This window comes from Micromonospora sp. NBRC 107095 (genome assembly GCF_030269705.1).
Classification (GTDB): domain Bacteria; phylum Actinomycetota; class Actinomycetes; order Mycobacteriales; family Micromonosporaceae; genus Micromonospora; species Micromonospora parva.
The window spans coordinates 604,795-629,881 of the sequence record NZ_BSTU01000005.1; the positions used below are offsets into that span (position 1 = coordinate 604,795).

At 71.1% G+C, this 25,087-nt stretch carries 21 protein-coding genes; 7 read left to right on the plus strand and 14 right to left on the minus strand.

The annotated features are described in order from the left end of the window. Nucleotides 1–3: 3 nt before the first annotated feature. Entirely contained in the window at nucleotides 4–609 is a 606-nt protein-coding gene (locus QSK15_RS25555; protein ID WP_285796684.1) for a CGNR zinc finger domain-containing protein, read from the minus strand. A 91-nt stretch (nucleotides 610–700) separates the two neighbouring features. Between QSK15_RS25555 and QSK15_RS25560 the strand changes: the two genes are divergently transcribed. The 3 genes from QSK15_RS25560 to QSK15_RS25570 all read left to right on the plus strand — a co-directional run bounded on the left by QSK15_RS25560 (nucleotide 701) and on the right by QSK15_RS25570 (nucleotide 2,698). Continuing rightward, the gene (locus tag QSK15_RS25560; RefSeq protein ID WP_285796685.1) at nucleotides 701–1,447 is read left to right on the plus strand and encodes a metallophosphoesterase; all 747 of its coding nucleotides are present in this window, start codon (nucleotides 701–703) and stop codon (nucleotides 1,445–1,447) included. A 2-nt stretch (nucleotides 1,448–1,449) separates the two neighbouring features. Next, a complete protein-coding gene (locus QSK15_RS25565; protein ID WP_285796686.1) occupies nucleotides 1,450–2,085 on the plus strand; it encodes a LysE family translocator in 636 nt (211 codons plus the stop codon). Between the two features lie 118 nt (nucleotides 2,086–2,203). Then, entirely contained in the window at nucleotides 2,204–2,698 is a 495-nt protein-coding gene (locus QSK15_RS25570) for a DUF2231 domain-containing protein (RefSeq protein ID WP_285796687.1), read from the plus strand. 192 nt (nucleotides 2,699–2,890) lie between these two features. Here QSK15_RS25570 and QSK15_RS25575 read toward each other — a convergent pair whose 3' ends face one another. Next, the gene (locus QSK15_RS25575; RefSeq protein WP_285796688.1) at nucleotides 2,891–5,110 is read right to left on the minus strand and encodes a hypothetical protein; all 2,220 of its coding nucleotides are present in this window, start codon (nucleotides 5,108–5,110) and stop codon (nucleotides 2,891–2,893) included. A gap of 200 nt (nucleotides 5,111–5,310) precedes the next feature. Here QSK15_RS25575 and QSK15_RS25580 point away from each other — a divergent pair, with 200 nt between their 5' ends. Beyond that, entirely contained in the window at nucleotides 5,311–5,790 is a 480-nt protein-coding gene (locus QSK15_RS25580; RefSeq protein ID WP_285796689.1) for a hypothetical protein, read from the plus strand. Nucleotides 5,791–5,850: 60 nt separating this feature from the next. Here QSK15_RS25580 and QSK15_RS25585 read toward each other — a convergent pair whose 3' ends face one another. The 11 genes from QSK15_RS25585 to QSK15_RS25635 form a co-directional block, all read right to left on the minus strand. Next, nucleotides 5,851–9,201 (minus strand): S8 family peptidase, encoded by a 3,351-nt coding sequence (locus QSK15_RS25585; protein WP_285796690.1) that lies wholly within the window; start codon nucleotides 9,199–9,201, stop codon nucleotides 5,851–5,853. Between the two features lie 102 nt (nucleotides 9,202–9,303). Beyond that, the gene (locus tag QSK15_RS25590; RefSeq protein WP_285796691.1) at nucleotides 9,304–10,296 is read right to left on the minus strand and encodes an LLM class flavin-dependent oxidoreductase; all 993 of its coding nucleotides are present in this window, start codon (nucleotides 10,294–10,296) and stop codon (nucleotides 9,304–9,306) included. Beyond that, nucleotides 10,293–10,619 carry a TIGR04076 family protein gene (locus QSK15_RS25595; RefSeq protein WP_279516523.1) on the minus strand — a complete coding sequence of 109 codons (327 nt, stop codon included), beginning with the start codon at nucleotides 10,617–10,619 and terminating at the stop codon, nucleotides 10,293–10,295. The genes QSK15_RS25590 and QSK15_RS25595 overlap by 4 nt, the downstream gene beginning before the upstream one ends. Further along, a complete protein-coding gene (locus QSK15_RS25600) occupies nucleotides 10,616–10,987 on the minus strand; it encodes a nuclear transport factor 2 family protein (RefSeq protein ID WP_285796692.1) in 372 nt (123 codons plus the stop codon). The genes QSK15_RS25595 and QSK15_RS25600 overlap by 4 nt, the downstream gene beginning before the upstream one ends. Nucleotides 10,988–11,026: 39 nt before the next feature. Continuing rightward, nucleotides 11,027–12,670, minus strand: a complete 1,644-nt coding sequence (locus QSK15_RS25605; protein ID WP_285796693.1) for a DUF885 domain-containing protein — start codon at nucleotides 12,668–12,670, stop codon at nucleotides 11,027–11,029. Beyond that, the gene (locus QSK15_RS25610; protein ID WP_285796694.1) at nucleotides 12,667–13,905 is read right to left on the minus strand and encodes an amidohydrolase family protein; all 1,239 of its coding nucleotides are present in this window, start codon (nucleotides 13,903–13,905) and stop codon (nucleotides 12,667–12,669) included. Before QSK15_RS25610 ends, QSK15_RS25605 begins: the two co-directional genes overlap by 4 nt. A 9-nt stretch (nucleotides 13,906–13,914) precedes the next feature. Then, entirely contained in the window at nucleotides 13,915–14,892 is a 978-nt protein-coding gene (locus tag QSK15_RS25615) for an ABC transporter ATP-binding protein (protein ID WP_285796695.1), read from the minus strand. Beyond that, entirely contained in the window at nucleotides 14,889–15,866 is a 978-nt protein-coding gene (locus QSK15_RS25620; RefSeq protein WP_285796696.1) for an ABC transporter ATP-binding protein, read from the minus strand. Before QSK15_RS25620 ends, QSK15_RS25615 begins: the two co-directional genes overlap by 4 nt. A gap of 1 nt (nucleotide 15,867) precedes the next feature. Beyond that, complete coding sequence (locus QSK15_RS25625) at nucleotides 15,868–16,767, minus strand: ABC transporter permease (RefSeq protein ID WP_285796697.1); 900 nt, start codon at nucleotides 16,765–16,767, stop codon at nucleotides 15,868–15,870. After that, nucleotides 16,764–17,849 carry an ABC transporter permease gene (locus tag QSK15_RS25630; RefSeq protein WP_285796698.1) on the minus strand — a complete coding sequence of 362 codons (1,086 nt, stop codon included), beginning with the start codon at nucleotides 17,847–17,849 and terminating at the stop codon, nucleotides 16,764–16,766. Before QSK15_RS25630 ends, QSK15_RS25625 begins: the two co-directional genes overlap by 4 nt. A gap of 11 nt (nucleotides 17,850–17,860) precedes the next feature. Then, nucleotides 17,861–19,465: an ABC transporter substrate-binding protein gene (locus QSK15_RS25635; protein ID WP_285796699.1), complete on the minus strand. Its 1,605-nt coding sequence runs from the start codon at nucleotides 19,463–19,465 to the stop codon at nucleotides 17,861–17,863. A 292-nt stretch (nucleotides 19,466–19,757) separates the two neighbouring features. Between QSK15_RS25635 and QSK15_RS25640 the strand changes: the two genes are divergently transcribed. Further along, the gene (locus QSK15_RS25640) at nucleotides 19,758–20,294 is read left to right on the plus strand and encodes a helix-turn-helix domain-containing protein (RefSeq protein WP_279516514.1); all 537 of its coding nucleotides are present in this window, start codon (nucleotides 19,758–19,760) and stop codon (nucleotides 20,292–20,294) included. Nucleotides 20,295–20,420: 126 nt separating this feature from the next. Next, nucleotides 20,421–22,304: a Xaa-Pro dipeptidyl-peptidase gene (locus tag QSK15_RS25645; protein WP_285796700.1), complete on the plus strand. Its 1,884-nt coding sequence runs from the start codon at nucleotides 20,421–20,423 to the stop codon at nucleotides 22,302–22,304. Here the strand turns inward: QSK15_RS25645 and QSK15_RS25650 are convergent, their stop codons facing one another. Next, on the minus strand, nucleotides 22,305–23,198 hold the full coding sequence (locus tag QSK15_RS25650; RefSeq protein WP_285796701.1) for a helix-turn-helix transcriptional regulator: 894 nt from the start codon (nucleotides 23,196–23,198) through the stop codon (nucleotides 22,305–22,307). It abuts the gene before it with no gap. Between the two features lie 98 nt (nucleotides 23,199–23,296). On the opposite strand from QSK15_RS25650, the gene QSK15_RS25655 reads away from it, so the two are divergent. Beyond that, on the plus strand, nucleotides 23,297–24,148 hold the full coding sequence (locus QSK15_RS25655) for an SDR family oxidoreductase (protein ID WP_285796702.1): 852 nt from the start codon (nucleotides 23,297–23,299) through the stop codon (nucleotides 24,146–24,148). Nucleotides 24,149–25,087 lie beyond the last annotated feature (939 nt).

The window sequence follows — 25,087 nt, forward strand, 5'->3', positions numbered from 1 at the left end:
CAACTATCGCGCTGTGGTGTGGCGCTGGTAGTGCCGGGCGACGCGGGCGCGGTTGCCGCAGGAGGGCTTGCACCACTCCTGCCGCGCGTGGTCCTTGACGAAATACCGTACGCAGCGCGGCGCCGGGCAGGCGCGCAGCAGGTCGCGGGCCGGGCTGGCGAGGAACTCGACGGCGGCGCGGGCCAGCCCCGCGGTGAGCCGCAGTCGCGCCTCGGCCGCCTCGCCCTGCCAGCTGAGCGTTGGCACGCCCTGCTCCGGCCAGCGCAGCACCGGGCGGACCGGTAGCAGCGCGGCGGCCTGGTTGAGCCGGTCGACCGCCTCCGGAGGGCTGAGCAGCGACGAGGAGTCGGCCCGGCTCGGCGGCCCCGGGCGGACCGCCACCGCGAAGAGGGTACGGGTGGCACGTCGGACCGCCACCACGTCGAGCCGGGTCTGCTCGTCGGCCACGCCGACCAGGACGTCGCGTCCGCCGACGTACTCCGGCAGTAGTTCGGCCTGCTCGTCGAGCCAACGGGTCAGGCCGGCGACGTCGCCGAGGTCGTCGGCGACGCCACCGTTGCCGTCGTGCCGGATCGTGCTGGCCAGAGCGAGCGCGAGGTGCGCTGACATGGGCTCTCCTTCGTTCCGGCTTGTGCGGCCGACCCGTCCCAGAGTAGCTTCCCTAACGGCTTTGACGTTATTAGCCATTAGGAGAAGCTTCGTGCTGGTCATCGCGCACCTCAGTGACACCCACCTCGACAGCCATCCCCGATCGGCCGAGCGGACCGCCCGGGTCATGGACTACCTGCACGGCCTACCACGACAGGTCGACGCGATCCTGATCACCGGGGACATCGCCGACCACGGCGAGGTGGCCGAGTACGAGTTGGCCGCGAAACTCTTCGAGTCCCCGCTGCCGGTCCTGGTCTGCCCCGGCAACCACGACGTGCGCGACGCGTACCGCAAGGGTCTGCTCGGCGACGCCAGCGGCGGCACCGGGCCGATCAACGCCCGGCACGACGTGGGTGGCGCGGTCTTCCTCCTTGCCGACTCCTCGGTGCCGGGCGAGGATGACGGCCACCTGGACGACGAGACGATGAGGTGGCTCGCCGACGAACTGGGCTCGGTACCGGCCGAAACGCCCACGTTCATCGCCTTCCATCATCCGCCGGTGGTGCTGCACCACCCGGTCATCGACCCGATGAGGTTGCTGCCCACCGACGCCCTGGCCGAGTTGGTCGCCGCCCACCCCCAGGTCGTCGCCGTGCTGACCGGGCACTTCCACACCGCCGCAGCGAGCACCTTCGCGGGCCGTCCACTGCGGATCGCACCGGGTGTGGTCTCCACGCTGCGGATGCCCTGGGAGGGTGACGGCCCGCTGACCACCCAGACCCAGCCGCCCGGCGTCGCGTTCCACGTGTACGACGACACCGGGCTGCTCACCACCCACTACCGGGCGGTGGTCTGAGCGTGCACGGGGTCGCGGTGCTCGGCTTCCTGCTCGCCGTCGCGCCGATCACCGCCACGCCGGGCGCGAGCCTGACCCTGGTCGTCTCGCGGGTCGCCAGCGGCGGCCGGCGGCAGGGCTGGTGGGTGATCCTGGGTACGGTGACCGGGCTGTACGTGCACGCCGCCCTGGCCGCCGTCGGTCTGGCCGCGCTGGTGCTGCGCTCGTCGCAGGCGTTCTGGGTCGTCAAGCTGGTCGGGGCCGGTTACCTGGTCGGGCTCGGGCTCTGGCTGCTCTGGTCCGCGTCGCGCCGTCGCACGACGGCGGAACGACCACCGACGGTTGCCAGCCGGAGGCTGCCCTGGCGGGTGGACCACCCGTACCTGCAGGGGTTGCTCGGCAACGTGCTGAACCCGAAGGCCGCCGCCATCTACCTCACCCTGGCACCACAGTTCCTCGAACCGGGTCGGCCGGTGCTGGTACCGATGGTGCTTCTCGCCACGGCACACGCCGCGCTGCACACCTGCTGGCTCGCCGGCTGGACCGAGGTCTCCGGTGCCGCCGCCCGGCTGCTCCGCACCGCCTCGGTGCGACGCGCGTTCGATCGGTTGACCGGCGCGATCCTGCTCGGCCTCGGCGTACGGGCGGCGGTGACCTGAGTCTGCCGTGGCTCGTCGCGTCCCACCGGGCGATCGTGGGGGCTGACACATCGGAGTGGTACCGATAGCGTCCATGCCCGGACGATCGACGTCCGGCCGGTATCAGGAGGAGACGCCGATGTTCGAGGAGTTCATGGGCATCCCCGCCCACCCTCTGCTGCTGCACGCCGCGGTCGTGTTCGTGCCGCTGCTGGCCCTGCTGACCGTCGGCTACGCGTTGGTCGCCCCGATCCGGCCGCACACCCGCTGGGTGTTGGGGCTGCTCGCCGTGGGCGCGCCGATCGCCGCCCTGCTGACGAAGCTCTCCGGTGACGCCTTCCTCGAACGCCTACAGGCGGCCAACCGGGTCACTCCCGAATTCCTCCCGAAGCTCGAGGCGCATCAGGACTTCGGCGACATCACGCTGTACGCGACGATCGGGTTGGCCGTCGTGGCGCTGGCACTGGTCTGGTTCGTCGCGCCGACGACGGCCGACGGTGACGCCGACCGGCGCCCCGCCCCTGCGCTGACAGTGGCGTTGCAGGTGTTGTCGGTGGTGGCCGCCGGCGTCGCCGTCTACTACGTGTTCCGTACCGGCGACTCCGGGGCGAAGGCGGTCTGGGAGGGCCAGTGACCCGCCAGGCGAGCAGCAGACCGGCCGCGATCAGCGACCGGAACGCCGCCCCGCTGGATCGAAACCTCCGGCCACAGAAGGATTCGGCACCGGGTCGAGGGCGGGCCCGAGGTCTCCGGTTGCTGGTCAGCCAACGCGCTGACCAGCAACCGGAGACCGCACCGGCCCACCCGGGAGACCTGAACGGGACAGCTAGCTCTGGAATCGCCGACGGCGACGCGTCCACCAGAGCATGCCACTGCCGACGGCGATGAGCGCGGCAGCGAACGTGAGCACCAGACCGATGGGCAGGCTGTCGCCGGTGATGGGCAGACCACCACCCGATCCGCCGTCGTTGGACGGCGGCTCGGGGGTCGCGCCTCCGCCCCTGGACGCCTTCACGGTGGTGTTACCGCCGAGGTAGAGGATGTTCTTGGTCTCGGCGTCGTCGGTCATCGCCTTGACGGAGGTCTGCGTGGTGCGCGGCAGGTGCGGGTGCGCCGTGGTGAACTCCGATTTGGTGATGTTCTTCTTCGGTGCCTGTGAGAAGTCCACGCCACCGACGGTGTAGACGTAGACCCTGCCGCCGTACTCACGCTCGAAGCTGTAGTCGCCCTCCTTGAAGGATTTCAGGTACCGCTGCCAGGTTTCGTTCTTGTCCCACTTCGCACCGCGGATCGGCCATCGGGACACCTCGTTGCTGTTGATGATGGCGCGGTAGTCGGTGGCCTTCTCCGCGTCCTGCAGCCTGATCCACTCCGCGGCGACGCGCGAGGTGTACACCCGGCGCAGGTCGGCGTACGCCGCATGGTTGTTGATCTTCTTTTCGACTTCGGGGAGGATCATGGTGTTGACGAGGTTCTGGTTGTGCTCGATCTGCGCTTTGGTCAGGTCGCAGGTGCCGCCTGGCACAGGCGTGTTGACCTCCTGCGGAACGGAGTTGACCTTCAGCGGCGCGTCGAGGATGTAGATGCCGCCGTCCTGCTCCCGCACCTGCGCCGGCTGGGGGACGATCCAGTTGCGGATGCTGTGCAGGCAGGGCCGTCCGTCGACCCGGCTCAGCGAGTCCCAGAAGCGGGCGCCGCGGTCGGTGCTGGGGTTCATCGTCTGGGCGAAGTCGTGCTTCATATCCAGGTCAGCCTCGAGCAGCACGCGGCCAGCGTCGGTCTCGCCGAACCGGTCGTCCATGATCTTGTCGGGTTGGTCCGGGTTGAGGTTCACCCAGAACTTGTCCGGGGTGAGCGCGAGCCAGGTGAAGAACGAGTCGGAGACCAGCTCCGCCTTTTCCTTGCCGCCCGCACCGGGATTGGTGTCCGGATCTGGCATCTTCTTGGCGCTGAAGGAATAGTCCAGGCCCTCGCCCTTGACCGGCGCGCCCACGAAGCGCAGTTCCAGGGTGGAGAAGTCCACGCCGCCGGGACCACGCACGCGCTGACCGGTCGTGTCCAACTGACGGGCACGCTCGATCTGCTGGCGCGCGGTCTCCGGGTTCGGCGCGGACCGGTTGATCATGTCGTTGCCGCCGCCGCGTGAGCCCTGGTTCACGCCCGGCTTGGCGTTGAGGGTGGAGTCGTACCTGCTGTGCGGGCCAGGCGTATAGCGGACGACTGCGGTGGAACGGTGCTCGTAGGTGGTGACCCTTGGCCTGCCCTGCGCGTCGTTGCCGATGTCCGCGCCCAGGTTCCGCACAGCCGTCCTGGTTTTCGGCTCCTGCTCCTGGCCGAAGGCGTACCGCAGCTTGTAGTCCTGGTACCTCGGGTCCTGGAGTACGACGCGGTCCTTCGGCGGCTGACTCGTGTCGTGCGCGCCGCCGGACTTGAACTCGACGAATTCCTTGGTCCGGTGGTTGGCCGCGTCGTACTTGCGGATGGTCTTGCCGTCCTTGTCGAGGATGTACTCCTCACACAGCCAGTCCGGTCCGACGAGGTTCAGATCGCGTACGATCTTCGCGGTGAACGCGGCACCACGCCGGTTACGGGCGTAGTTCTCGATGTAGACCTCGTTCAGCCACTCGTCGAACGTGCCCGCGAACGGCCTGGTGCCGTTCTTCTGGTTGTTGTTGTAGGTGGCGTAGACCCGCTTCGGGTCGCCCTCCTTGTATCGCGAGCTGTCCTCGCCGATCTCGTCCAGGAATTTCGTGCGTTCGGCCGGGTCAGAGGGAAGGGTCAGACCGTCCATGGCCTGCCGTGGGTTGTCGAACTCGTACTCGTCCCAGTCCGCCTCCCGACGGATCGTGTTGTCCGCCGGCAGTCCGCCCGGCCTCGCTGGATCGCCTCTGACGCCGTACATCTCGTCGCAGCGCTTCGCCTTCGGTGCCGCCTCCGCGCCGGTGAGAACAGGCAGGCCACTGAAGGTCATCACGCTGGCGCAGGCGACCGCCACCGCGATTCGCGCCAGGTTGCGTGGGCGACGTCTGGGTGTCGGGTAGCTCATCTGGATCCTCGTCTGGGGAGGCTGAAAGTCCAGACAGCGGAGGCGCTGCGGCAGATGCCTCCCCGTAGTCATCTGGTCACCAGCGCCGTCAGGCACCCTAGGCGTGAGTTCGCCGCCGGTGCAGTCCAGCACCACCTGATCGATAGCTTTGGATGCAGGATCGTTACGTTCGCGCCACCACAGTCGTAGGGTGGAACGCCATGAGCGTCGATCGGCAGAGCGAAGAACAGGAGTGGGCCGACAACCCACGGCTGAACGCGTGGCTGGCGAAGCAGGAGGCGGCCTTCCCGGGGTGGGCACAGCAGAGTGGCCAGGCGTGGGACTTCACGCCCGGGTCGCTGGATCAGCTCGAAGACCTGCTCCGGCGGCAGTTCTCCACCTGGGAGGAGGTGAGCGCGGCTCAGGAGGATCCGATCGTGGCAGTCTCGGCCTGGTACCTCGGCGAGGTGCAGAACCGGCACTACGGCACCGTGTGGCACTGCAACCCACAACTCCCGGTGAATCACCCTGACCAGGACGGCACACCGTTCGTGCTCATGCCCCAGGATCCACGCGACGAGTACGAAGAGGACGACGACGAAAGGTACCGACCCGGCAACAACCCCTTCGTCGAGATCCGAGCCCTGTTTGTCCGGGGCCCGGAGAACCGACTGCGTGACGTCCTCAGCCGGTACCGATGACGGTCTCGGGGTGCCGGTGCGGCCCGGTCGGGGGCCCGGGCCGCACCAGCGAGGTGACCGTCAGCCGGCGTGGTACGCCCGGATGATGGTCTGGTCGATGCCGCTACCACCGTTCGCGCCGGCCTTCACCCGCAACGAGACGGCCTGCCCGGCGGCGGCCTTCGGCAGCACGACCCGGTAGCTGTCACCGCTGCCGGTGACCCGGGCCGAGGTCCAGGTGGCACCGTCGTTGGTCGACGTCCAGACCTCGAACGAGGTCACCTTCTGCGCCGTGACACCGTGCGCCTGTCGGACGGCCAGCTCGGCCGTACCGCCGGTGGCGTGGTTGTTGGTGTCCATCGGCAGCGCGTAGTCCACCGCGAGCAGCGGCAACGGCACGCTTGCGGTCCCGTCCGGCCCCGCCGACCGGAACGTCCACGAGGTGCTGACCTTGGTGGAGATCGGCAGGATCAGGCTCGTGTCGACGTCGAGGGTCAGCCGGTAGTCCGACAACTGCTGCGGCACCGTGAAGTCGGCGAGCGGGCGGTCCCGTTCCTCGACCAGCTTGCCGTTGCGGTACAGCGACAGCTTGCGGTTCACACCGATGGAGGGGCCCTGGAGGCAGTCGGCCCGCTGGTGCTGGTCGGTCAGCGACACCAGGTCGATGTGCAGGTTGCCCCGGGTCCGCGACGGCGCGGTGGCGCAGCTGCTGTCGACGCCGGCCGGGTCGTCGTAGAAGCCGGAGTGCAGGGGTTGCCGCGCCCACACCTTGGTCTGCTGACTGCCCGGCTGGTAGCTGCGGGGCGCCTCCTGGGCCGACAGGCCACCGTAGACACCCTCGTCCGCCCAGCGGAACCCGGGCGAGAGGTAGTCGGTGCGGTTCGGCGGCAGGTTCCCCTCGTGGGTCTGCGTCACCGGGAACCCGTCCGGCGTGAAGCCACTGCGGATCAGCTGGGTGACCATCCCCTCCGAGTCCATCTGGTGGAATCGCTCATCGATGCGGGCGAGCGTCGCCTGCTCGGCCCGTCCCACCCGGAAGGCGGGGTCGGCCGGAAGGCCGTCCGGGTACTCGTGCACCAGGTTGTAGCGGTACGGCTTGGCGGTGCCGGCCGGCGAATCGAGGTTGACGGCCGCCCAGCTGCGCCGGGACCCGACACCGGGCTTCGGCATCGCGGTGGTGCGGACCGTGGTCTTGGACCCGTACCCGCTGACCTGGTGCCACCAGGACAACCCGTTCGGCGCGGTCTGGACGTTGGTGAGGTCGGTTCTGGTGGGTGTGGTGGGCACCCCGTCGACGGTCGCCGTCACCGGCTTGGCCCGCGCCGGGTCGAGGGTCACGCTCCGGGCACCGCGCACGTCCAGGTCGGCCTCGGCGGCGAGCGTCGTCTCCAGCACGTCACTGTCGACGTAGTAGGCGACGGACGAGCCGAGGATCGCGTACCGGCCGGCCGGCACCCGCAGCGTGAAGGTGTCTCCGGGGGTACCGCCCGCGCCGCTGTAGTAGACCACCGGGTCGACGAGGTTGGTGACCAGCAGGTTGATCCAGCTCTCCGCGCCCTCCTTGAGGCCGGGCAGCGGCTTCGTCCGGATGGTCAGGTCATAGCTGGGTGGCTCGACGTAGAAGCTCACCGGGGTGGTCGCGACCAGCTTGCGGCCGGGACCACGCGCGGTGACGGTGGCCAGGTAGAAGCCCGGCCGGCTGGACAGCGCCGCACGGTTGATCCGCACCGTCGCACCGGCGGTGGAACCGCGCTTGAGCGTCACCCGGTTGGTCGACAGCGACGCCGCCCCGCGCGGCACCGGCTGGCCGTCGTGGTTGACCACCGACACGTCGAGGTCGAGGTGGGTCGTCGCCGGGGTCGCCGCGCCGGTCCAGCTCAGCTTCGCCTCGCCGGTGCCGGACTGCGGGTACGCGAAGGTGCCGAGGTTGACCACCGGCTGGTTGCTGCTCGGGCCGCCGAGGGCCCGCGCCGCGTTGAGCCGGCCGGCCCCGACGGCGTACGCGTCGACACCGGTCAGCGGGTCGGCGGCGCCGACGAGCGCGGCCTTGATCTGCTCGCCGGTCCAGTCGGGGTGCCGCTGGACGAGGAGCGCGGCGGCGCCCGCCACGTGCGGGCTGGCCATCGAGGTGCCGCTGATCGCCTCGTAGTGCTCGTCGATCGGATCCTGCAGGTTGGTGCCGGCGGCCCGGGCGGCGACGATGTCGACACCGGGCGCGACCAGTTCCGGCTTCGCCACGTGGCTGGTGACCAGCGGTCCGCGGCTGGAGAAGTCGGCGAGCTTGTCGTTGCGGTCGACGGCGCCGACGGTCAGCGCGCTGGCGGCGGAGCCGGGCGAGGAGATCGCGCCGCCGCTGTTGCCGGCGGCGATGACGAAGAGGACGCCGGTCTGCTTGCTCAGTCCGTCGACGGCGAGCGAGAGCGGGTCGTTGCCGTCGTCCGGGTCGCTGCCGCCGAGGCTCATGTTGATGACGTCGGCCCGGGCGGCGGCCCACTCCATACCGGCGATGATGCCGGAATCCTCACCGGAGCCGTGGTCGTCGAGGACCTTGCCGATCATCAGCCGGGCGTCCGGCGCCACTCCGCGACGCTGGCCCTGGGCTGCCGCGCCGGTGCCGGCGATGGTGGCGGCGACGTGCGTACCGTGGCCGTTGTGGTCGACGGCGTCACCGCCCTCGGCGGTGAAGTCGGCCCGGTCGGCGACCCGGCCGACCAGGTCCGGGTGGGTGAAGTCGGCACCGGTGTCGAGCACCGCGACGGTGCTCCCCTTGCCGGTGTAGCCGGCCTTCCACGCGTCGGATGCGGCGATCTGCTCCAGGTTGCGGTCGAGGTCGGCGTGCTTGCCGCCGGTCAGGGCGGTGGCGCGGACCCTGCGGTCGAGCCAGACCTTCTTCGCGCCGGCCAGCAGCGAGTTCGTCGCCAGCTTCGCGGTTGCCGGGCCCTTCTTGGGTACGCGGCCGGCGACCGCGCCGATGCTGGGTAACGGCAGCACGTCGCCGAGCGCGGCCACCCGCGCCGACGCCGTGGCGGGCAGCACGATGAGCGGCAGCTCGAGGGTGTTCTCGTCGTCGTACCCGTCGGCGATCAGCGTGGTGACGTCGAAGAGGTCGGGGTCGAGGACCGAGCCGATCTGGGGCGCGACGCGGGCGGGGATGACGTGCAGGTGACCGTCGGGGCCACAGGTCTGGCGGATCACCGCGTTCTCGTCGACCGGCCGTACCGTGGCGTGCGGGCAGCCCGGTCCGGTGTCCCGTACGGTCACCACGTCCCCGGTCAGCAGGGTGACGGTGTGCGTCTTCGGATCGGTCGAGGCTGCGGGTGCGCCGGCCTGACCGATGTGGCTGGGTCCGGCCGTGGCCGCGCCGCCCGGTAGGGCGGTCAGCGTGCTGGCCGTGACGGCGACGGCCAACAGCCACCGCGTTGTCCTGAGCATGGTGCTCCTCGTCTAATGTGGACGAAAGCGCCTCTTCGGGCGACTTCCCGCAAGATCATATGCACGGAAACGATCTTCGGGTCGGTTCTCGACGAGAGGTTTTCACGCCCGTAACAACGGCAGCACCCGTCGGCCGAGCAGGTCGATGCCACCGTGCGGCGTCAACCCGTGCGGGGTGCCGAACTCCACCCGGCTCGCCCCGGCGTCGAACACCGCCGCGGCCTGCCCCGCGACCTGCTCGGGCGTGCCGGAGAAGGCGAACAGGTCGAGCAGGTCGTCGCCGATCAGTGCGCCGGCGAGGTCGTCGTCCCGGCGGCCGACGTGCTGCTGGATCCGGGCCAGCAGCTCCGGGTCCACCTCGATCGTCGGGTCGAGGGCGGCGACCACCGCCAGATACATGGCCACCTCCCGGCGCGCGACCCGGCGGGCCAGCGCACCGTCCTCGTCAACGACGGTGACCGCGCCGAGCACGACACCCGTGCGGTCCCGGCCCGCGACCGCCGCGTCGTCCAGCCAGCCACGCATCATCCGGGCCATCGCCGGGTTGGCCGACCCGCCGACCTTGACCTCGTCGGCGAACCCGGCCGCCGCCCGCGCGGTCTGCCGCCCCCAGGTGCCGACCAGGACGGGCACGTCGGCGCGGGCCGGCGTGTACCGCAGCGACGTGCCCGGCGCAACGGTGAACTCCGCACCCTGAAAACCGCTGTCGTCACCGGCGAGCAGCAGCCGCACGACGGCGACCGTCTCGACGATGCGCCGGATCGGACGGACCTGCGGCACACCGATCTCGTTGAGCCAGGTGCCCCGGGCCAACCCCAGGTAGGCGCGGCCCCGCGAGGCCAGGTCCAGTGCGGCCACCTGACCGGCAACCTCCACCGGGTGCATGGTGAAAGGGTTGAGACACGCCGCGCCCAGCCGGATCCGCCGGGTGTGCCGGGCCGCCACGAGCAGCGGAAATATCGGCGGTTGGTACATCAGGTCACCAAAGACCGACAGCACGTCGAAGCCGTGCCGCTCGGTCAGCTCGGCCAGCTCCGCGTACTCGTCGGCGGACTTGTCGGACTGCAGGCCGATGCCGACCAGCCCAACGCTCACGTCAACTCCTCGGTGGGGATGCGCTGAAGGCCGGTCCGTTCGATGCGCATGATGAGCCGCTCGTCCGGGTCCGGACAGGCGACGTGACTGTCCCGTGCCATCCAGTCGCCCTCGGCCAGCGCCCGCTGCTTCGCCGGCAGCAGCGGCAGGCACGCCGCCAGGGCGTACAGGCAGAAGTGCTTGCCGGCGGGGATGGTGAGCCGGTTGGAGCCGGTCAGGTCGATGTGGTCGCCCGGCTGCAGGCCGCACACCGAGCGGCCCTCGATCCGCTCCACCACGACCCGCAGGTCGTAGAGGTCGGTGGTGGGTTCCTCGGCACTCATCGCACGGCCTCCGCGTGGTGGTGCACGATCCGCCAGGAGCCATCCTCGCGGCGCAGGACGTCGGTCACCCGGAAACACTCGTCAGGCCGGGCGTCGGCGAAGCAGGCCCGCAGCACGTAGCGCACCAGACCGGTGTCGCCCCAGGCGTCGGCGTGCAGGTGTTCCGGCGCCACCGAGATCGGCGCCGGCCCCGACGCCCGGGTCGCCCGCCGGTCCCGCAGGTCGTCCAGCGCGGACAGGCCGGACAGCAAGCCGTCCGCGTCGGACTCCCAGAACGTCAGGTCGGGGTGCAGATGCGCGTCGAAGGCGGGCCGGTCGCCGAGGGACCGGTACAGGTCGGTGATGGTGGTGGCGAGCTCGTCGCTCATCGGCTGTCACTTTCGATCGGTTACGGCGGGTACGGACGGTCAGGGCAGGTCGGCCAGGCGGGCGCGGAGCGGATCCAGTCCCATGGGCCCGAGCGCCAACGCGGTGTGGTGGAAGCGTTTCCGGTCGAACGCAGTCCCCTCGCGCTGTTCGGCCTCCCGGCGGGCCTGCTGCCACAACCGCGCACCGACCTTGAAGGCGAGGGCCTGCGCCGGCCAGCCGAGGTACCGGTCCACCTCGAAACGGGCCGTCTCGGCGTCCAGTCCGGCGACGCGGGTCAGGACGTCGACAGCGAGGTCCGGCGTCCACCGCCGCTCCTCGGTGAACCCGTTGCCGGCCGGGATCGGTAGCCCGAGGTGCAGGCCCAGGTCGATGACCACGCGGGCGGCCCGCCACATCTGGCCGTCGAGCATGCCGAGACGCTCGGCCGGGTCGGCGTACAGGCCGATCTCGTCGGCCAGCCGCTCGGCGTAGTGCGCCCACCCTTCGGCGTACCCGTGCACCTGGCAGAGGTGGCGTTGCCACGGGTGCAGATTGGCGGTGGTCAGGGTGACGGCGTGCTGGAGGTGGTGACCGGGCAACCCCTCGTGGCACAGCGTGCCGACGTGCCGCCACACCGGCACTGTCGACTCGCCGGAGGGCACCGACCACCAGATCGCACCGGGACGGGTCAACGCCGGGTCGGGAGGCGTGTAGTACATGACCCCGGACGTGGCGGGGCTGATCCGGCACACCACCCGCCGTAGGACGGCCGGGATGTCGAAGTGGGTGCCGTCGAGCGCGTCGGTCAGCAGGTCGGTGCGCTGGCGCAGCCACTCCTCCAGGGCGGGCCCGGCCGACACCCGGCCGGCCGGGTCGGCGTCCAGGGCCGCGCGCGCCGCGGCCACCCGCGAGTGGCCCAGCTCGCCCGCGACGGCACGCAGCTCACCGGCGGTGCGGTCCAACTCCGCCCAGCCGTACGCGTACACCTCGTCGAGGTCGACGGTGGCGCCGAGGAAGCTGCGGGCGGTGACCCGGTAGAGGTCGCCGCCGACACCGTCCACGTCGGATGCGACGGGTGCCAGTTCGGTCCGCAGGAACGCGGCGAAGCCGACGGTGGCCTCGGTGGCCAACCGGGCGCCCCGCCGCAGGTGCGTGGCGGACGGGCCGCCGGGACAGCCCTCCACCAACCGCCCGTAGAAGTCGGCGGTGGTCCAGGACGTGCACTGGTCGGCGACCACCAGCACCTGCCGGCGGGCGACCAGTTGTCCCCGCTGCGCCGAGCGGCGCAGCGTCGCGGCGTACCGGTCGAGGGCGTCGGGCACCCGGTGCAGGTGCTCGGCGACCACCGCCCAGTCGTCCCCGGTGTTCCGGGGCAGGTTGTCGAAGAGCTGCCGGAGCAGGTGCACCGGCGTGGCCAGCGGAGCGAGCAGTCGGGTGGTGAACCCCGCGTCGTACAGGTCGACCTCGCTGGCCAGCCGGTCGAGCAGGGCGTCGGCCAGGGACCGCTCACCGGGCTCGTGGGTGGTCGCCGCGGCGGCGGCCGTCGCGGTGCGTCGGGCCAGCTCCGCGCGGGCGTCGAAGCCGTCCGGCGAGAGGTCCGGGACCTGCGACACCGGTGTACGCCCCACCGCCTCGGCCGCCTGCGGGTCCAGCTCGGCGAGCGCGTCGAGGTACCCGTCGGCGACGTCGGTGATGCTGCTCATCGCGGTACGCCGAACCGGCCGTGGTCGTCGCGGTACGCGACGCCGCCCTTCACCACTGCGTGCAGGGTGCGCAGCGCCGACACCGAGCGGGTCGGGTCGTCGCGCAACACCAACAGGTCGGCGTGCCGGCCCACCGCGATGCTGCCAAGGGTGTCGGCGCGGCCCAGCCACTCGGCGGGGCGGACGGTGGCGGCCTTGAGCGCGTCCGCGACGGGCATGCCCGCGTCCACCATGAACTCCAGTTCGCGGACCGTCGCGGTGGTCTCGTCGTAGCCGGCGTGCGGGGGCATGTCGCTGCCCAGGGCGATCGGGACGCCGTTGCGGATGGCGTGCTGGAGGCTCTCCCAGTGCCGTGGGCCGGCGGCGAGGGCCCGGTCCATCAGCCAGCCGGGCACCCCGGAGTCGCGGAAGAACTGCTCGCAGCGACTCACCACGATCGTCGGCACGTACCAGACACCCCGCTCGGCCATCAGCCGCGTGACGTCGTCGGTCAGCTCGTACCCGTGCTCCACACAGTCGAGGCCCAGTTCCACGGCGCGGCGGACCGAGTCGGCCGGGCCGGCGTGCGCGGTGACCTTGCGCCCCCAGTCGTGGGCGACGCGGATGACGGCGGCCATCTCGTCGTCGAGCAGTTGCGGGGTGTCGATCGCCTCGTGCTGACCGGCGATCCCGCCGGAGATGCACACCTTGATCAGGTCGGCGCCGGCGCGAAGCTGTTCGCGGGTGGCCCGACGGAACCCGTCCGCACCGTCGGCTTCCAGGGCGTCGGCCTCCCAGCCGTGCCCGCCGGTGCAGCAGAGCGCGTGCCCCGCGGTGAAGATGCGCGGGCCGTCGACCGCGCCGGCCTCGATCCCCCGGCGCAGGGCGAAGTCCGCGTACCGGCTCTCCCCGACGAGGCGGGCGGTGGTGACGCCGGAGTGCAGGGTGCGCCGGGCCGAGTCGGCCATCATCAGCACCAGTTCGGCCAGGTTGGCACCGTGCACGGTGTCGGCGAGGTGGCCGGGCAACCCCAGCGAGAGGTGGACGTGCATGTTGGTCAGACCCGGCATGACGTGGTCGCCGCCCAGGTCGACCACCCGGGCGGCGCCGGCCTCGGCGAGGACGTCGTCGACCTGACCGACGGCCCGGATCATCCCGTCGGCGTCGATCCAGATGCCGCGATCCGGTTGGGAGGCGTCCTGGACACCGTCGTAGAGGGCGAGGTTGACCAGGACCTGTTCGGTGGGCATGCGCATGGGGCGTCCTCAGAGTGAGCGTGCGACGGTCGGGGCCGTGGCGGAGTCGGTGAGCCAGCAGGCGACGCTGCGGCCGTCCAGCTCGACGGTGGGTGGCTGCTCCCCGCAGGGCGCGAACGCGTGCGGGCAGCGTGGCCGGAAACGGCACCCGGTGGGCGCGTTGGCCGGGTCGGGCACCTCCCCGGCGAGGATGGCGGGCAGGCGCGGGGTGGGCCCGATCTGCGGCACCGCGTCGATCAACGCCCGGGTGTACGGGTGTCGGGGCTCGCGCCACAGCTCGCGGGTGGGCGCGGTCTCGACGATGCGGCCCAGGTACATCACGGCGGTCACGTCGGCGATCTCGTGCACCAGCGACAGGTCGTGGGAGATGAACAGCATGCCCATGTCGAGGTCGCGGACCAGCCCGACGAGCAGGTTGACCACCTGCGCCTGGGACGAGGCGTCCAGAGCCGTCACCGGTTCGTCGGCGATGATCATCCGGGGTTCCGGTGCGAGCGCGCGGGCGATGGCCAGGCGCTGCCGCTGACCGCCGGAGAACTGGTGCGGATACCGCTGCGCGGCGCTGGCCGGCATCGCCACCCGTTCGAGCAGCTCGTGCACCCGGGCCCGGCGGGCCGCCCCGGTGACAGCGGCGGGCACGCCGTCGAGGAGCTGGGAGCCGATGGTGCGCCGGGGATTCAGTGAGGCATACGGGTTCTGGAAGACCATCTGGAGGCCGACCTCGGCGCCGGAGCGGGGTCGCCAGCCCAGCGGGGTGACCGGTCGGCCGGCGTACCGGACGGTGCCGGCGCTCGGTGCGCTGAGACCGACCGCGACGCGGGCCAACGAGGACTTGCCGCACCCGGACTCGCCGACCAGTCCGACGATCTGGCCGGGCGACACCTCCAGGTCGACCCCGGCGACCGCCCGCACCCGAGCATGCCCTCGGGAGCGGTACTCGACCTCGACGTCGGTGAAGGACAGTCGCGCCGGCTCGGTCGCGGTCATGCGGCCACCTCCAACTGTGGGCGGACCACGCAGGCCACCGACCGGTCGGCGCCGGCGGGAGTGAGCGGGGGCGGGGCGGTGCCGCAGGACGGTTCGGCGTACCCGCATCGGGGTTGGAACGGGCAGCCCGGTGGTGCCTCCCCCGGGGCCGGCGGCGCGCCCGGGATGGGCCGCAACGTTCCGCCGGTCTGGGTGCCGTGCGGTCGGGCGCCGAGCAACGCGGCCGTGTACGGGTGGGTGGGCGCGGTCAGCAGCGCGCCCGTCGGGCCGGTCTCGACGACCCGCCCGGCGTAGAAGATGTAGCCACGGGTGGTGAGGGCACTGAGCACGCCGAGGTCGTGGGTGATGAACGCGACGGCCAGCCCGGTCTCGGCGCGCAATCGGTCCAGCAGCGCGAGGATGCCGGCCTGCACGGTCACGTCGAGGGCGGTCGTCGGCTCGTCGGCGATCAGCAGTCGGGGTCGGGCGGCCAGGGCGATGGCGATGGCGACCCGCTGCCGCATCCCGCCGGAGAACTGGTGTGGGTAGGCGCGCAGCGCCCGCTCCGGGTCCGGGATACGGACCTGGTCGAGCAGGTCCACCGCGCGGCGGCCGGCGGCTCGGCGGTCCATCCGCAGGTGCACCCGCATGTGCTCGGTGAGCTGCCGGCCGACGGTGAGCATCGGGTGCAGGGCCGCGCCCGGGTCCTGGAAGACCATCGCGATGCCCGCACCGCGGACCCGCTGCCAGCCCCGGGGGTCCAGGCCCAGCAGTTCGGTGCCGGCGTACCGGGCCGAGCCGCTGACCACCGCCCCCGCGGGCAGCAGCCCGAGCAGGGTCTGCGCGGTGAGGCTCTTGCCGCAGCCGCTCTCCCCCGCGATGCCGACCAACTCACCCTCGTCGACGGTCAACGACACGTCGTGCAGGATCGGCAGCGGGCCACGCGGCGACGGCAGGGTGACGGCCAGGGAGTCGACGTCGAGCAGCGGTGCCACCTCAGCGTCCCTTCGTGTAGCGGGGGTCGAGCCGGTCGCGCAGCGCGTCGCCGAGCACGTTGAAGGCCATCACCACGGTCAGGATGGCGAGGCCGGGAAAGACGCTGACCCACCACATCGACAGGTCCTGCGCGCCGAGGGCCACCATCGAGCCCCACTCGGCGGCCGGTGGACGGGGGCCCAGGCCGAGGAACGACAGCGCGGCGAGCAGCAGCACCGCGTTGCCCAACTCCAGAGTGGCCAGCACGATCGCCGGGCCGATGCTGTTGGGCAGCACGTCGCGGCGCAACGCGCGGATCGGCCCGACGCCGAGCAGGCGGGCGGCGTTGAGGTAGTCGTCGCCGCGCATGCTCAGCACGGCGCTGCGGATCACCCGGGCGTAGACCGGCCAGGAGACGATGACCAGGGCCAGCACCGCGTTGCGCGTGTTCGGGCCGAACGCGGCCGTCACCGCCATGGCCAGAATGATCTGGGGGAACGCGAACACCAGATCGGTCAGGCGCATCAGCGCCTCGTCGACGAACCGGCCGACGTATCCGGCGACCAGCCCGAGCAGCCCGCCGACCAGCAGCGCCAGCGAGACGATGGCCAGGGCCAGCGGGATGGACAGGCGGGCGCCGTGGATGACCCGGCTGAGGATGTCCCGGCCGAGCGAGTCGGTGCCGAACCAGTGCGCCCCCGACGGCGACGCGTACCCGTCGGCGCTCTGCGCCAGCGGGTCGTACGGTGCGAGAACGTCGGCGAGCAGAGCCAGCAGCAACCATCCACCGAGGATCGTCAACGCCGTCACGGTGATCGGCTGACGCCAGACCGGTCGACTGGTCGAGGCGCCGCGCAGTCGGCCGAGCCAACGACGTCGGCCCAGGGCCCGCTCCGCCTTCGGGTCTGCACGTGTCGTCATGACAATCGGATCCTCGGATCGATGAGCCCGTACAGCAGGTCGACGGTCAGGTTGACCAGCGTGTAGACCAGCGCCACGAACAGGCTGACGCCGAGGATCGCAGGCAGGTCCAACGCGGTGGCGCTGCGGTACGCGTACTGGCCGACGCCGGGCCAGCCAAAGATGCTCTCGACCAGCACCGTCCCGGAGAGCAGCGAGGCGAACGCCAGGCCGGAGACGGTGACCACCGGGACGAGACCGGCGCGCAGCAGATGCCGGCGCAGCACCACCCGGGTCGGCAGACCCTTGGCGTACGCCGCGCGGATGTAGTCCTGCTGGAGCACCTCCAGCATCGCCGAGCGGACGAAGCGGACCAGCATCGCCACTGTCAGCGAGGTCAGCACGAGCACCGGCAGGGACAGGTGCTGCGCGGCGTCCCAGGCGACGTCCCACTGCCCGGCGAGCGCGCCGTCGACGGTGTACATGCCGGTGACGGTGGGCGGCGGGCTGAAGTCCGTGGAGAGTCGCCCGCCGCTGGGTGCCAGGCCGAGCTGGTAGAAGAAGACGTAGAGCACGACCAGGGACAGCCAGAAGGGCGGGGTGGAGAGCCCGAGCAGGGCGCCGACCCGGACGAGCTGGTCGGTGAGCCGACCATTGCGGACCGCCGCGAGCATGCCGATCCCGGTGCCGATGAGCAGCGCCAGCACCATGCTCGGCAGGGCCAGCTCCAGCGTTGCCGGCACGTAGTGCAGCAGGTCGTCCAGGACCGCCCGACCGGTCTGCTGGGAGTGACCCAGGTCGCCGTGCAGCAGGTTGCCCAGGTAGTGCAGGTACTGGGCCCAGAGCGGCCGGTCCAGACCCCACTTCTCGCGGAAGGCGGCCACCGCGGCGGGGTCGTTGAGCGCCTGGTCGGAGAGGTTGGCGGTCACCGGGTCACCGGGGACCACGTTGACCAGGCCGAAGGTCACCACCGTGACGCCCAGCAGCAGTCCGGCGGTCACGGCCACCCGCTTGGCCAGGAAGGTCAGCAGCGGGTGGGCACCCCGGGGCCGGGACGCGGTCGTCGCGACCGCGCCCGGCTCACCGTCGTGAACTGTCGTCATGTGGTCGCCGACTACTTGCGGCCGACCGCGGCGACGTCCACCTGCCAACCGGCGGCGGTGTAGTCCGCCCCGGTCAGGTCCGTGGTCGCCACGACGATGGAGGAGTTGCTGGCCAGCACGAGGTACGGCGAGGACACGTTCATCAGCCGCTGCCACTCCTGCATGGCGGTGGCCCGACCAGCCAGGTCGAGGGTCTCGGTGACCTTCTTGCCGGCGGCCACCACGGCCGGGTCGGCCCGCTCGATCGTCCAGCCGGAGCGCAGCGCGGTCGCCTGCCCCGGTGCCATGTTGTTGATCAGTGAGTCGGCGACGGGGTAGTTCAGGCTCTGCGGGGTGAATCCGAGGGGTGACTTCCCGCCGCGCATCTCGTCGAGGAACGTGGTCAGCGGCTGCGGGTTGAGTTCCAGCTTGATGCCGGCCTCGGCGGCGTCGCCCTGCACCTTGGTGGCCACCGTGCCGAGGTCCACACCCTTGTAGGTGATGGCCGGGTAGCTGAACTTGACCGTCGGGTTGGTCAGGCCGGCCTCGGTGAGCAGCGCCTTGGCCTTGGCCACGTCCCGCTTGGACTCCTCGCCGGCCGGCAGCGCGCCCGGGAAGGCGGGCGCGACCAGGCCGGCGCCGGGGGCGGCACCCTTGCCGTACAGGGCGGCGATCCCCTGGTAGTCGATGGCGGCACGGAGCGCCTGGTTGAACTTCGGGTTCGAGGTGACGGCGGAGACGCCCGGGTCGGCGTTGAGGAAGAGGAAGTAGACGGTGTCCTGCACGCCAGAGGTCTGCAGGCTGCCCGGCAGTCCGTCGAGGAGCTTGCCGGAGATGTCCAGGGAGATCTCGGCGGCCTCGGCGCGCTGCATGGTCAGTTTCTGGGTCTGCACATCCATGTTGCGCAGCACGACCCGGGAGAACTGCGGCTTCGTACCCCAGTACTTCGGGTTGGCCTCCAGCACCACCTGGGACGAGGGGTCGTAGGACTTCAGGACGTACGGGCCGCTGCCGAGGGAGTTGGTGTCCAGGTACTGCTGCGCGGTGTCGCCCTGGGCGGCGTCGGCGCCGTCGCGGGCGCCGTGCTCCTTGGCGACCTTGGAATTGAGCACCGCTGTCGACGGCATCGACAGCACCACCGGGATGTTCGGGTCGGGGGTGGCCGAGGCGACCACGATGGTGCTGTCGTCGGTCTTGGTCACGGTCAGGCCGCTGACGGTGACCGCGGGGCTGGCCTTGATGTTCTTCAGGCGGTTGAGCGAGAAGACGACGTCGTCGGCGGTGAGCGGGCTGCCGTCGGCGAACGTCACGCCCTGCCGGAGCTTGAAGGTGAACGTCTTGGCGTCCGGCGACGCCTGGTACGACTCGGCCAGCGCGGGGACCGGCTTGCTCACGTCCGAGCCCTTGAAGGTGAGCAGGGTGTCGTAGAGGGCGTGCACGGCGGTCAGGCCGGTCGCCTCGTAGACCCGGCCGGGGTCGAGGGTCTTGAGCACGAACGAGGTGTTCACGGTGAGGGTCTTGGCCGCACCGTTCGCGTTTCCACCACTGCCGCCGGCGCTACAGGCGCTGACGGAGAGGACGGCCAGCGTCGCCAGAGCGGACGCTCCGGCGAGGAGCCGGCGGGGAGACACCGACATGCTGTTCCTACCTTCGTATCGCGCGGCCCGCTGTGCGCGGGATCCGCGGGGCGTCGACGGCCGCCGGGCGACACCACGCATCGGTCGGGCCGATGGGGTGACGGCGTCACGGGCTTCTCGGGGGCGTCGTCTCGGGGTTGGATGTAGACCGGACGGCCAGGGCCCGGTTCGCGCTGCAACGTGGCGTGTTTACTGCCGTCGAACTTCTCCGTCCGACGTTTAGTGATCCTAAACAGGGCTGTATAGTTTGGTCAATCAAGATTTAGCCACACTGAATTTGGAACGAGGACACATGCTCGGTGACCGACTCCGCGATCTGCGTCAGCAGCACTCCCTCACGCTGCGTCAGCTCGCCACAGCCGCCGACGTGTCCCCCGGCCTGCTCAGCCAGATCGAGAACGGCGCGACCGACCCCAGCCTGTCCACCCTGCGAAAACTCGCCCAGGTCTTCGACACCTCAATCGCGGAACTGTTCTCCGAGCCCGAGGCGCCACCGGTGCACGTCAGCCGCGTCGGTGCCCGGACCAGGCTGGCCGCGCCGCCCGGCCAGATCACCTACGAACGACTCACCCCTGGCCGTGGCGACCTGGAGGTGCTCCAGGCCCACCTCGCGCCCGGCGACGCCAGCTCCGCGGAGCCGTGGGCGCACCCGTCGACCGAGTGCGCGATCGTCATCACCGGTGAGGTCGTCGCCGAGATCGGCGGCGATTCGTACACCCTCAGCGCCGGCGAGTCGGTCACCTTCGACTCGCGCCTGGCGCACCTCTACCGCAACGCCAGCGATCAGCGCGCCCACCTGATCATCGCGGTGACACCGCCGACCCCCTGACCAACCACGGTGGACGGCTGAAGGGATCGACGGGACGCCGCCGCGGACCTAGCATGGCGACGAATGGATCTTCGAGATCGGCCCCCGCCGACCCCCGGCAACCAGCCCAACCGAAGGGAGACGCGCATGCGTCGACCCCGTCATCTGGCACTCCTGAGCGTCGGCGTGTCCGGTGCCCTGGTGCTCAGCGCAGCCCCACCAGCGGCTGCCGCCCCGCCCACGCCCACCACGCCCACCGGCATCGTGGTCAGCGACGGCATGACCCAACCCGTGTTCTCGCTCGCCGACGCGATCGAGGAACGCGTGTACGTCCAGACCCCGGTGGACACCGACCACGACGGTCGACCCGACCGGGTGGCCATCGACATCTCCCGCCCCCGGGAAACCGCCACGCAGGGCTTCAAGGTGCCGGTCATCTTCGAGCACAGCCCCTACCGCAAGGGCACCTGGGGTGACGTGCCGTACCCGAGCGTGCTGGTCGACGACCTGCCGCAGAACGGCCTGACCGACCGCTCCGGACGCCGCGCGCTCGACATGGGCACGCAGCGGGCCCAGGCCAAGGCGAACCTGCCCGGCTCGCTGGACGACTACTACGTGCCCCGCGGGTACGCGGTGGTGCTCGGCCAGAGCGTCGGCACCGGCGACTCGGACGGCTGCCCGACCAGCGGAGACCAGGCCGAGACGCTCGGCACCAAGGCCGTCATCGACTGGCTCAACGGCCGGGCCAAGGCGTACGACGCCAACGGCGCCCCGGTCACCGCCGGCTGGACCACCGGCGCGGTCGGCATGACCGGGGTCTCCTACAACGGGACGCTGCCCAACCAGGTCGCCACCACCGGCGTCAAGGGGCTCAAGACCATCGTGCCGGTCTCCGCGATCAGCAGCTGGTACGACTACTACCGGGCCAACGGCCTCGTCGTGGCACCCGGCACGTTCCAGGGCGAGGACCTCGACATCCTGGCCCAGTACACCGCCGGACAGGCCCGCGCCGAGGGGCAGTGCGCCGACGAGCTCGCGGACATCACCGCGAAGCAGGACCGCGTCACCGGCGACTACTCCACGTTCTGGCAGGACCGCGACTACCTCGACGCCCGCGACGTCAAGGCCAGCGTCTTCGTCGTGCACGGCCTCAACGACTGGAACGTGAAGACCGAACACTTCGCCGGCTGGTGGGACCAGCTCGCCAAGCGCGACGTGCCGCGCAAGATCTGGTTGCACCAGGGCGGGCACGGCGGGCCGGGCAGCAACGCATCGGTGACCCTGCCCAGCGGGCAGACCTGGACGTACAAGCAGACCGAGAACCGCTGGTTCGACTTCTGGCTGTGGAACGTGCGCAACGGCATCATGGACGAGCCCACGGCGGTGCTCCAGCGCGAGGACCGCGCCTACACCACGTACGCCAACTGGCCCGACCCGGGCGCGCGGGAGGTCGGGCTGCGCTTCGCCGCCACCGACGCCACCGCGCCGGGCACCCTCACCACCGGCAAGCCGCCCAAGGCCACTGTCGAGCAGAGCTTCGTCGACGAGGGCCGGACCATCCACCCGGACACCCTGGTGTCCAACCCGGACACCGCGAGCGCCAATCGGCTCGCCTACCGTTCCCCGGAGCTGACGCAGAGCGTGCGCATCTCGGGGCGTCCGGAGATGCGGCTGCGGATGGCGATCGACAACAAGCCGGACGCGAACCTCACCGCGTACCTGGTCGACTACGGCCCGACCGGGTCGACCGCCGCACCGACAGTGGTGACGCGAGGCTGGATGGACCCGCAGAACCGCAAGAGCGCCGCCCGCACCGAGCCGGTCAGGCAGGGCAAGCTGTACGACTACCGGTGGACCATGGAGCCGAAGGACTACGTCTTCCCGGCGGGCCACCGCATCGGCGTGGTGGTCTTCTCCAGCGACCAGGAGTACACCCTGCTGCCGCTGGGCGGCACCGAGCTGCGGGTCGCGCCGAAGGACAGCGAGCTGCGACTGCCGGTGGTCGGCGGGCGGGCCGTCCTCGGTTTCTGATCAGCTCTGCGAACGGGTGGGGCGGTTCGACGACGCGTCGGGCCGCCCCGTCCGGGCGTGGTCGTCGGCGGTCTCGGTGTGTGCGAGTGCGGCGAGCAGCCGCAGTTTCTCGTCGCTGTCGCTGTCCTTGTCGGGGTAGTAGACGACGAGGATGACGTCATCGATGGGGAGTTTGTCCCGGTGCAGGCGTAGGTCACCGACGACGGGGTGGTGGACCGTGGTCGTACCCCCGTCGAGATTGCGGACGTCGTGGCGGGCCCACAGGGTACGGAACCGCTGACTGGACAGCGCGAGTTCGCCCACCAGCTCGACGAACCGGGGGTTGTCGATGTCGTCACCGATGGTGGTGCGCAGGGTGGCGATGAAGTCGGCGGTGGCCTTCGTCCAGTCCTGGTGGAAGGCTCGTTCCTCCGGATCGAGCAGGAGCGAGCGCAGCCGGTTCTGACCGGGCCGCAGGCGCGGGGAGAGCGCCACGGCCATCGGGTTGGAGGCCAGGACGTCGAAGGCGCGTCCTTCCACGAACGCGGGGATCTGAAGGTGGGCGAGCAGTTCGTACACCCGCGCCGGTACGTGCTCGGACCGCTTGCGGCGCGGCGCCCTGGGGCGCGCCGCCGCGAGGTCGAGCAGATACGTCCGCTCGATGTCGTCGAGTTGCAGCACGCGCGCGAGGGATTCGAGGACCTGCGGTGAGGGGTTCTTGTCCCGGCCCCGTTCCAGCCGCAGGTAGTAGTCGGGGCTGATCCCGGCGAGCAGGGCGACCTCCTCGCGGCGCAGGCCGGGCACGCGGCGCCGACCGCCGGTCGGGAGCCCCACCTGCGCCGGTGAGACCAGTTCGCGCCGGGCCCGAAGGTAGCTGCCCAGTCGGTGACCGCCGGCCGGCTCCTCATCCGTCATGGTCACCACGGTAGTGCGGTGCGCGTGCCGCAGAGGGGCCCTGGTGGGACCTGGGAAAACGGGGGCCCTGCCACCTCCGCCGGGCTCGGTCAAGACTGGTGATCGCCCTGTTCGGGATGGACAGCGAGCATCACGGTTCGCGCCGCGAGTTGACGCGTCGGCGCCCTCTGGATCGAAGGGAAGATCTCGTGGATCTCTCCAACCGCACAGTTCTCATCGTCGGCGGCACCTCGGGTATCGGGCGGGAGCTGGCCCGGCGGTTCGCTGCGGCGGGCAGCACCGTAGCCGTCGGCGGTCGCAGTGCCGAGGCCCTCTCGGAGCTCGCCACGGAAGGTTTCGGCACGTTCGGCGTCGACGTCACCGACGGCGCGTCTGTCCGCTCTGCCCGGGACGCCGTGCTCGCCCGTTACCCCGAGCTCGACACCGTGGTGACGATGTCGGGTGTCATGCTCATGGAAGACCTTCGCGACCCCGCGCACTTCCCGGCGGCGGAGGCGACGATCGACACCAACCTGGTCGGCACCATCCGGATCATCGACGCCTTCACTCCGCACCTGGTCGGTCGGGGTTCCGGCACCTTCATCACCGTCACCTCCGGCATCGCCTTCCTGCCGTTCCCGCCCATGCCCAGCTACGCCGCCTCCAAGGCAGCGGTGCACGCCTACTCCGAGGCGCTGCGCGCGCAACTCGACGGCACCGGTGTCGACGTCGTCGAGCTCGTCCCCCCGGCCGTCGCGACAGCCGGGCAGGAGAAGGTGAACCCGCACGCGCTGCCACTCGATGACTTCGCCACCGAGGTCATGCAGTTGCTCTCGGCGAACCCCACCCCGCACGAAATCCTCGTGAAGGGCGTTCACATGCACCGTTGGGCCGAACGTGACGGCACCTACGCCGATCTCGTCGCCCAGCGCGCGAAGGCCCTGTCGATGTTCCCCGGTCGCGAAGGCTGACACCCCTCCCGATCGGCGGTTTCGTCGCTCATCGCCGGGGCGGGCGAGTACGCCCCTGACCACTCGCCCGCCCACCCGACCGGCTGACTGCGCCAGGCGCGCGGCGGCGCCAAGGACGCGGCGGCGAGACGGCCGAGCGGCCAGACAACCCGGCGGCCCAGCCAAGCGACACGGACAGCCAAGCTACCCAGACAACCCGGCGGCCCAGCCAAGCGACACGGACAGCCAAGCTGCCCGGACAACCCGGCGGCCGGGCAGCCCGGCGGCGTAGCCCAGGGGTGGACCGGGTCCGGCCAAGCGCCCGGTCCCGTCGGGCACTATGCCCCCGCGTCGGGCTGAGTCGCGCGTCGGGCTGGGTCGAGGGCGCGCGAACGGCGCAGACGGGCGTGATCCACTCGGCTTTCAGGAAAACGCGGTATCCCCCGCACCAGGACAGCCCGGTTTTCAGGAACCCGAGTCGATCACGCCGTTCGTCCGTCATGTCGGGGCATCCGGCAGGCACCGATGTCCGGTTTGGGTAGGAGTGTCGGGTGGTCGGGGCCACCCCGACGGCGGAATCGCCGACCGGGCCGGGTCGTTATACCTGGCAGACCACCGCGCCCCCGGCCCGGTGGAGAGCAGCCGCCGGGAACACCCGCCAGGCCGCCCCGGTTACACCCCCCGCACGGCCGAGCACCACCGGCCAGCCCCCGGATACGCGAAACCAGCCAGCCCCTCGAGCACCACCGGCCGGCCCCGGATAGGCGGAATGACCCGCCACCGGCAACCGTTACACCCTGTCCCGACGCCGACCCCCCAGCAGGTCGCCGGGCCCCCCGCGAACCTCCCCGCACGGCCACACCCCCCGGTGTTCAGTGCCCGTGCGGTTTTCCCCTGATGCAGAGGAGCACGCCATCATGCGTACCGATCTGATCCGTAAGACCGCCCTGACCGCTGCCG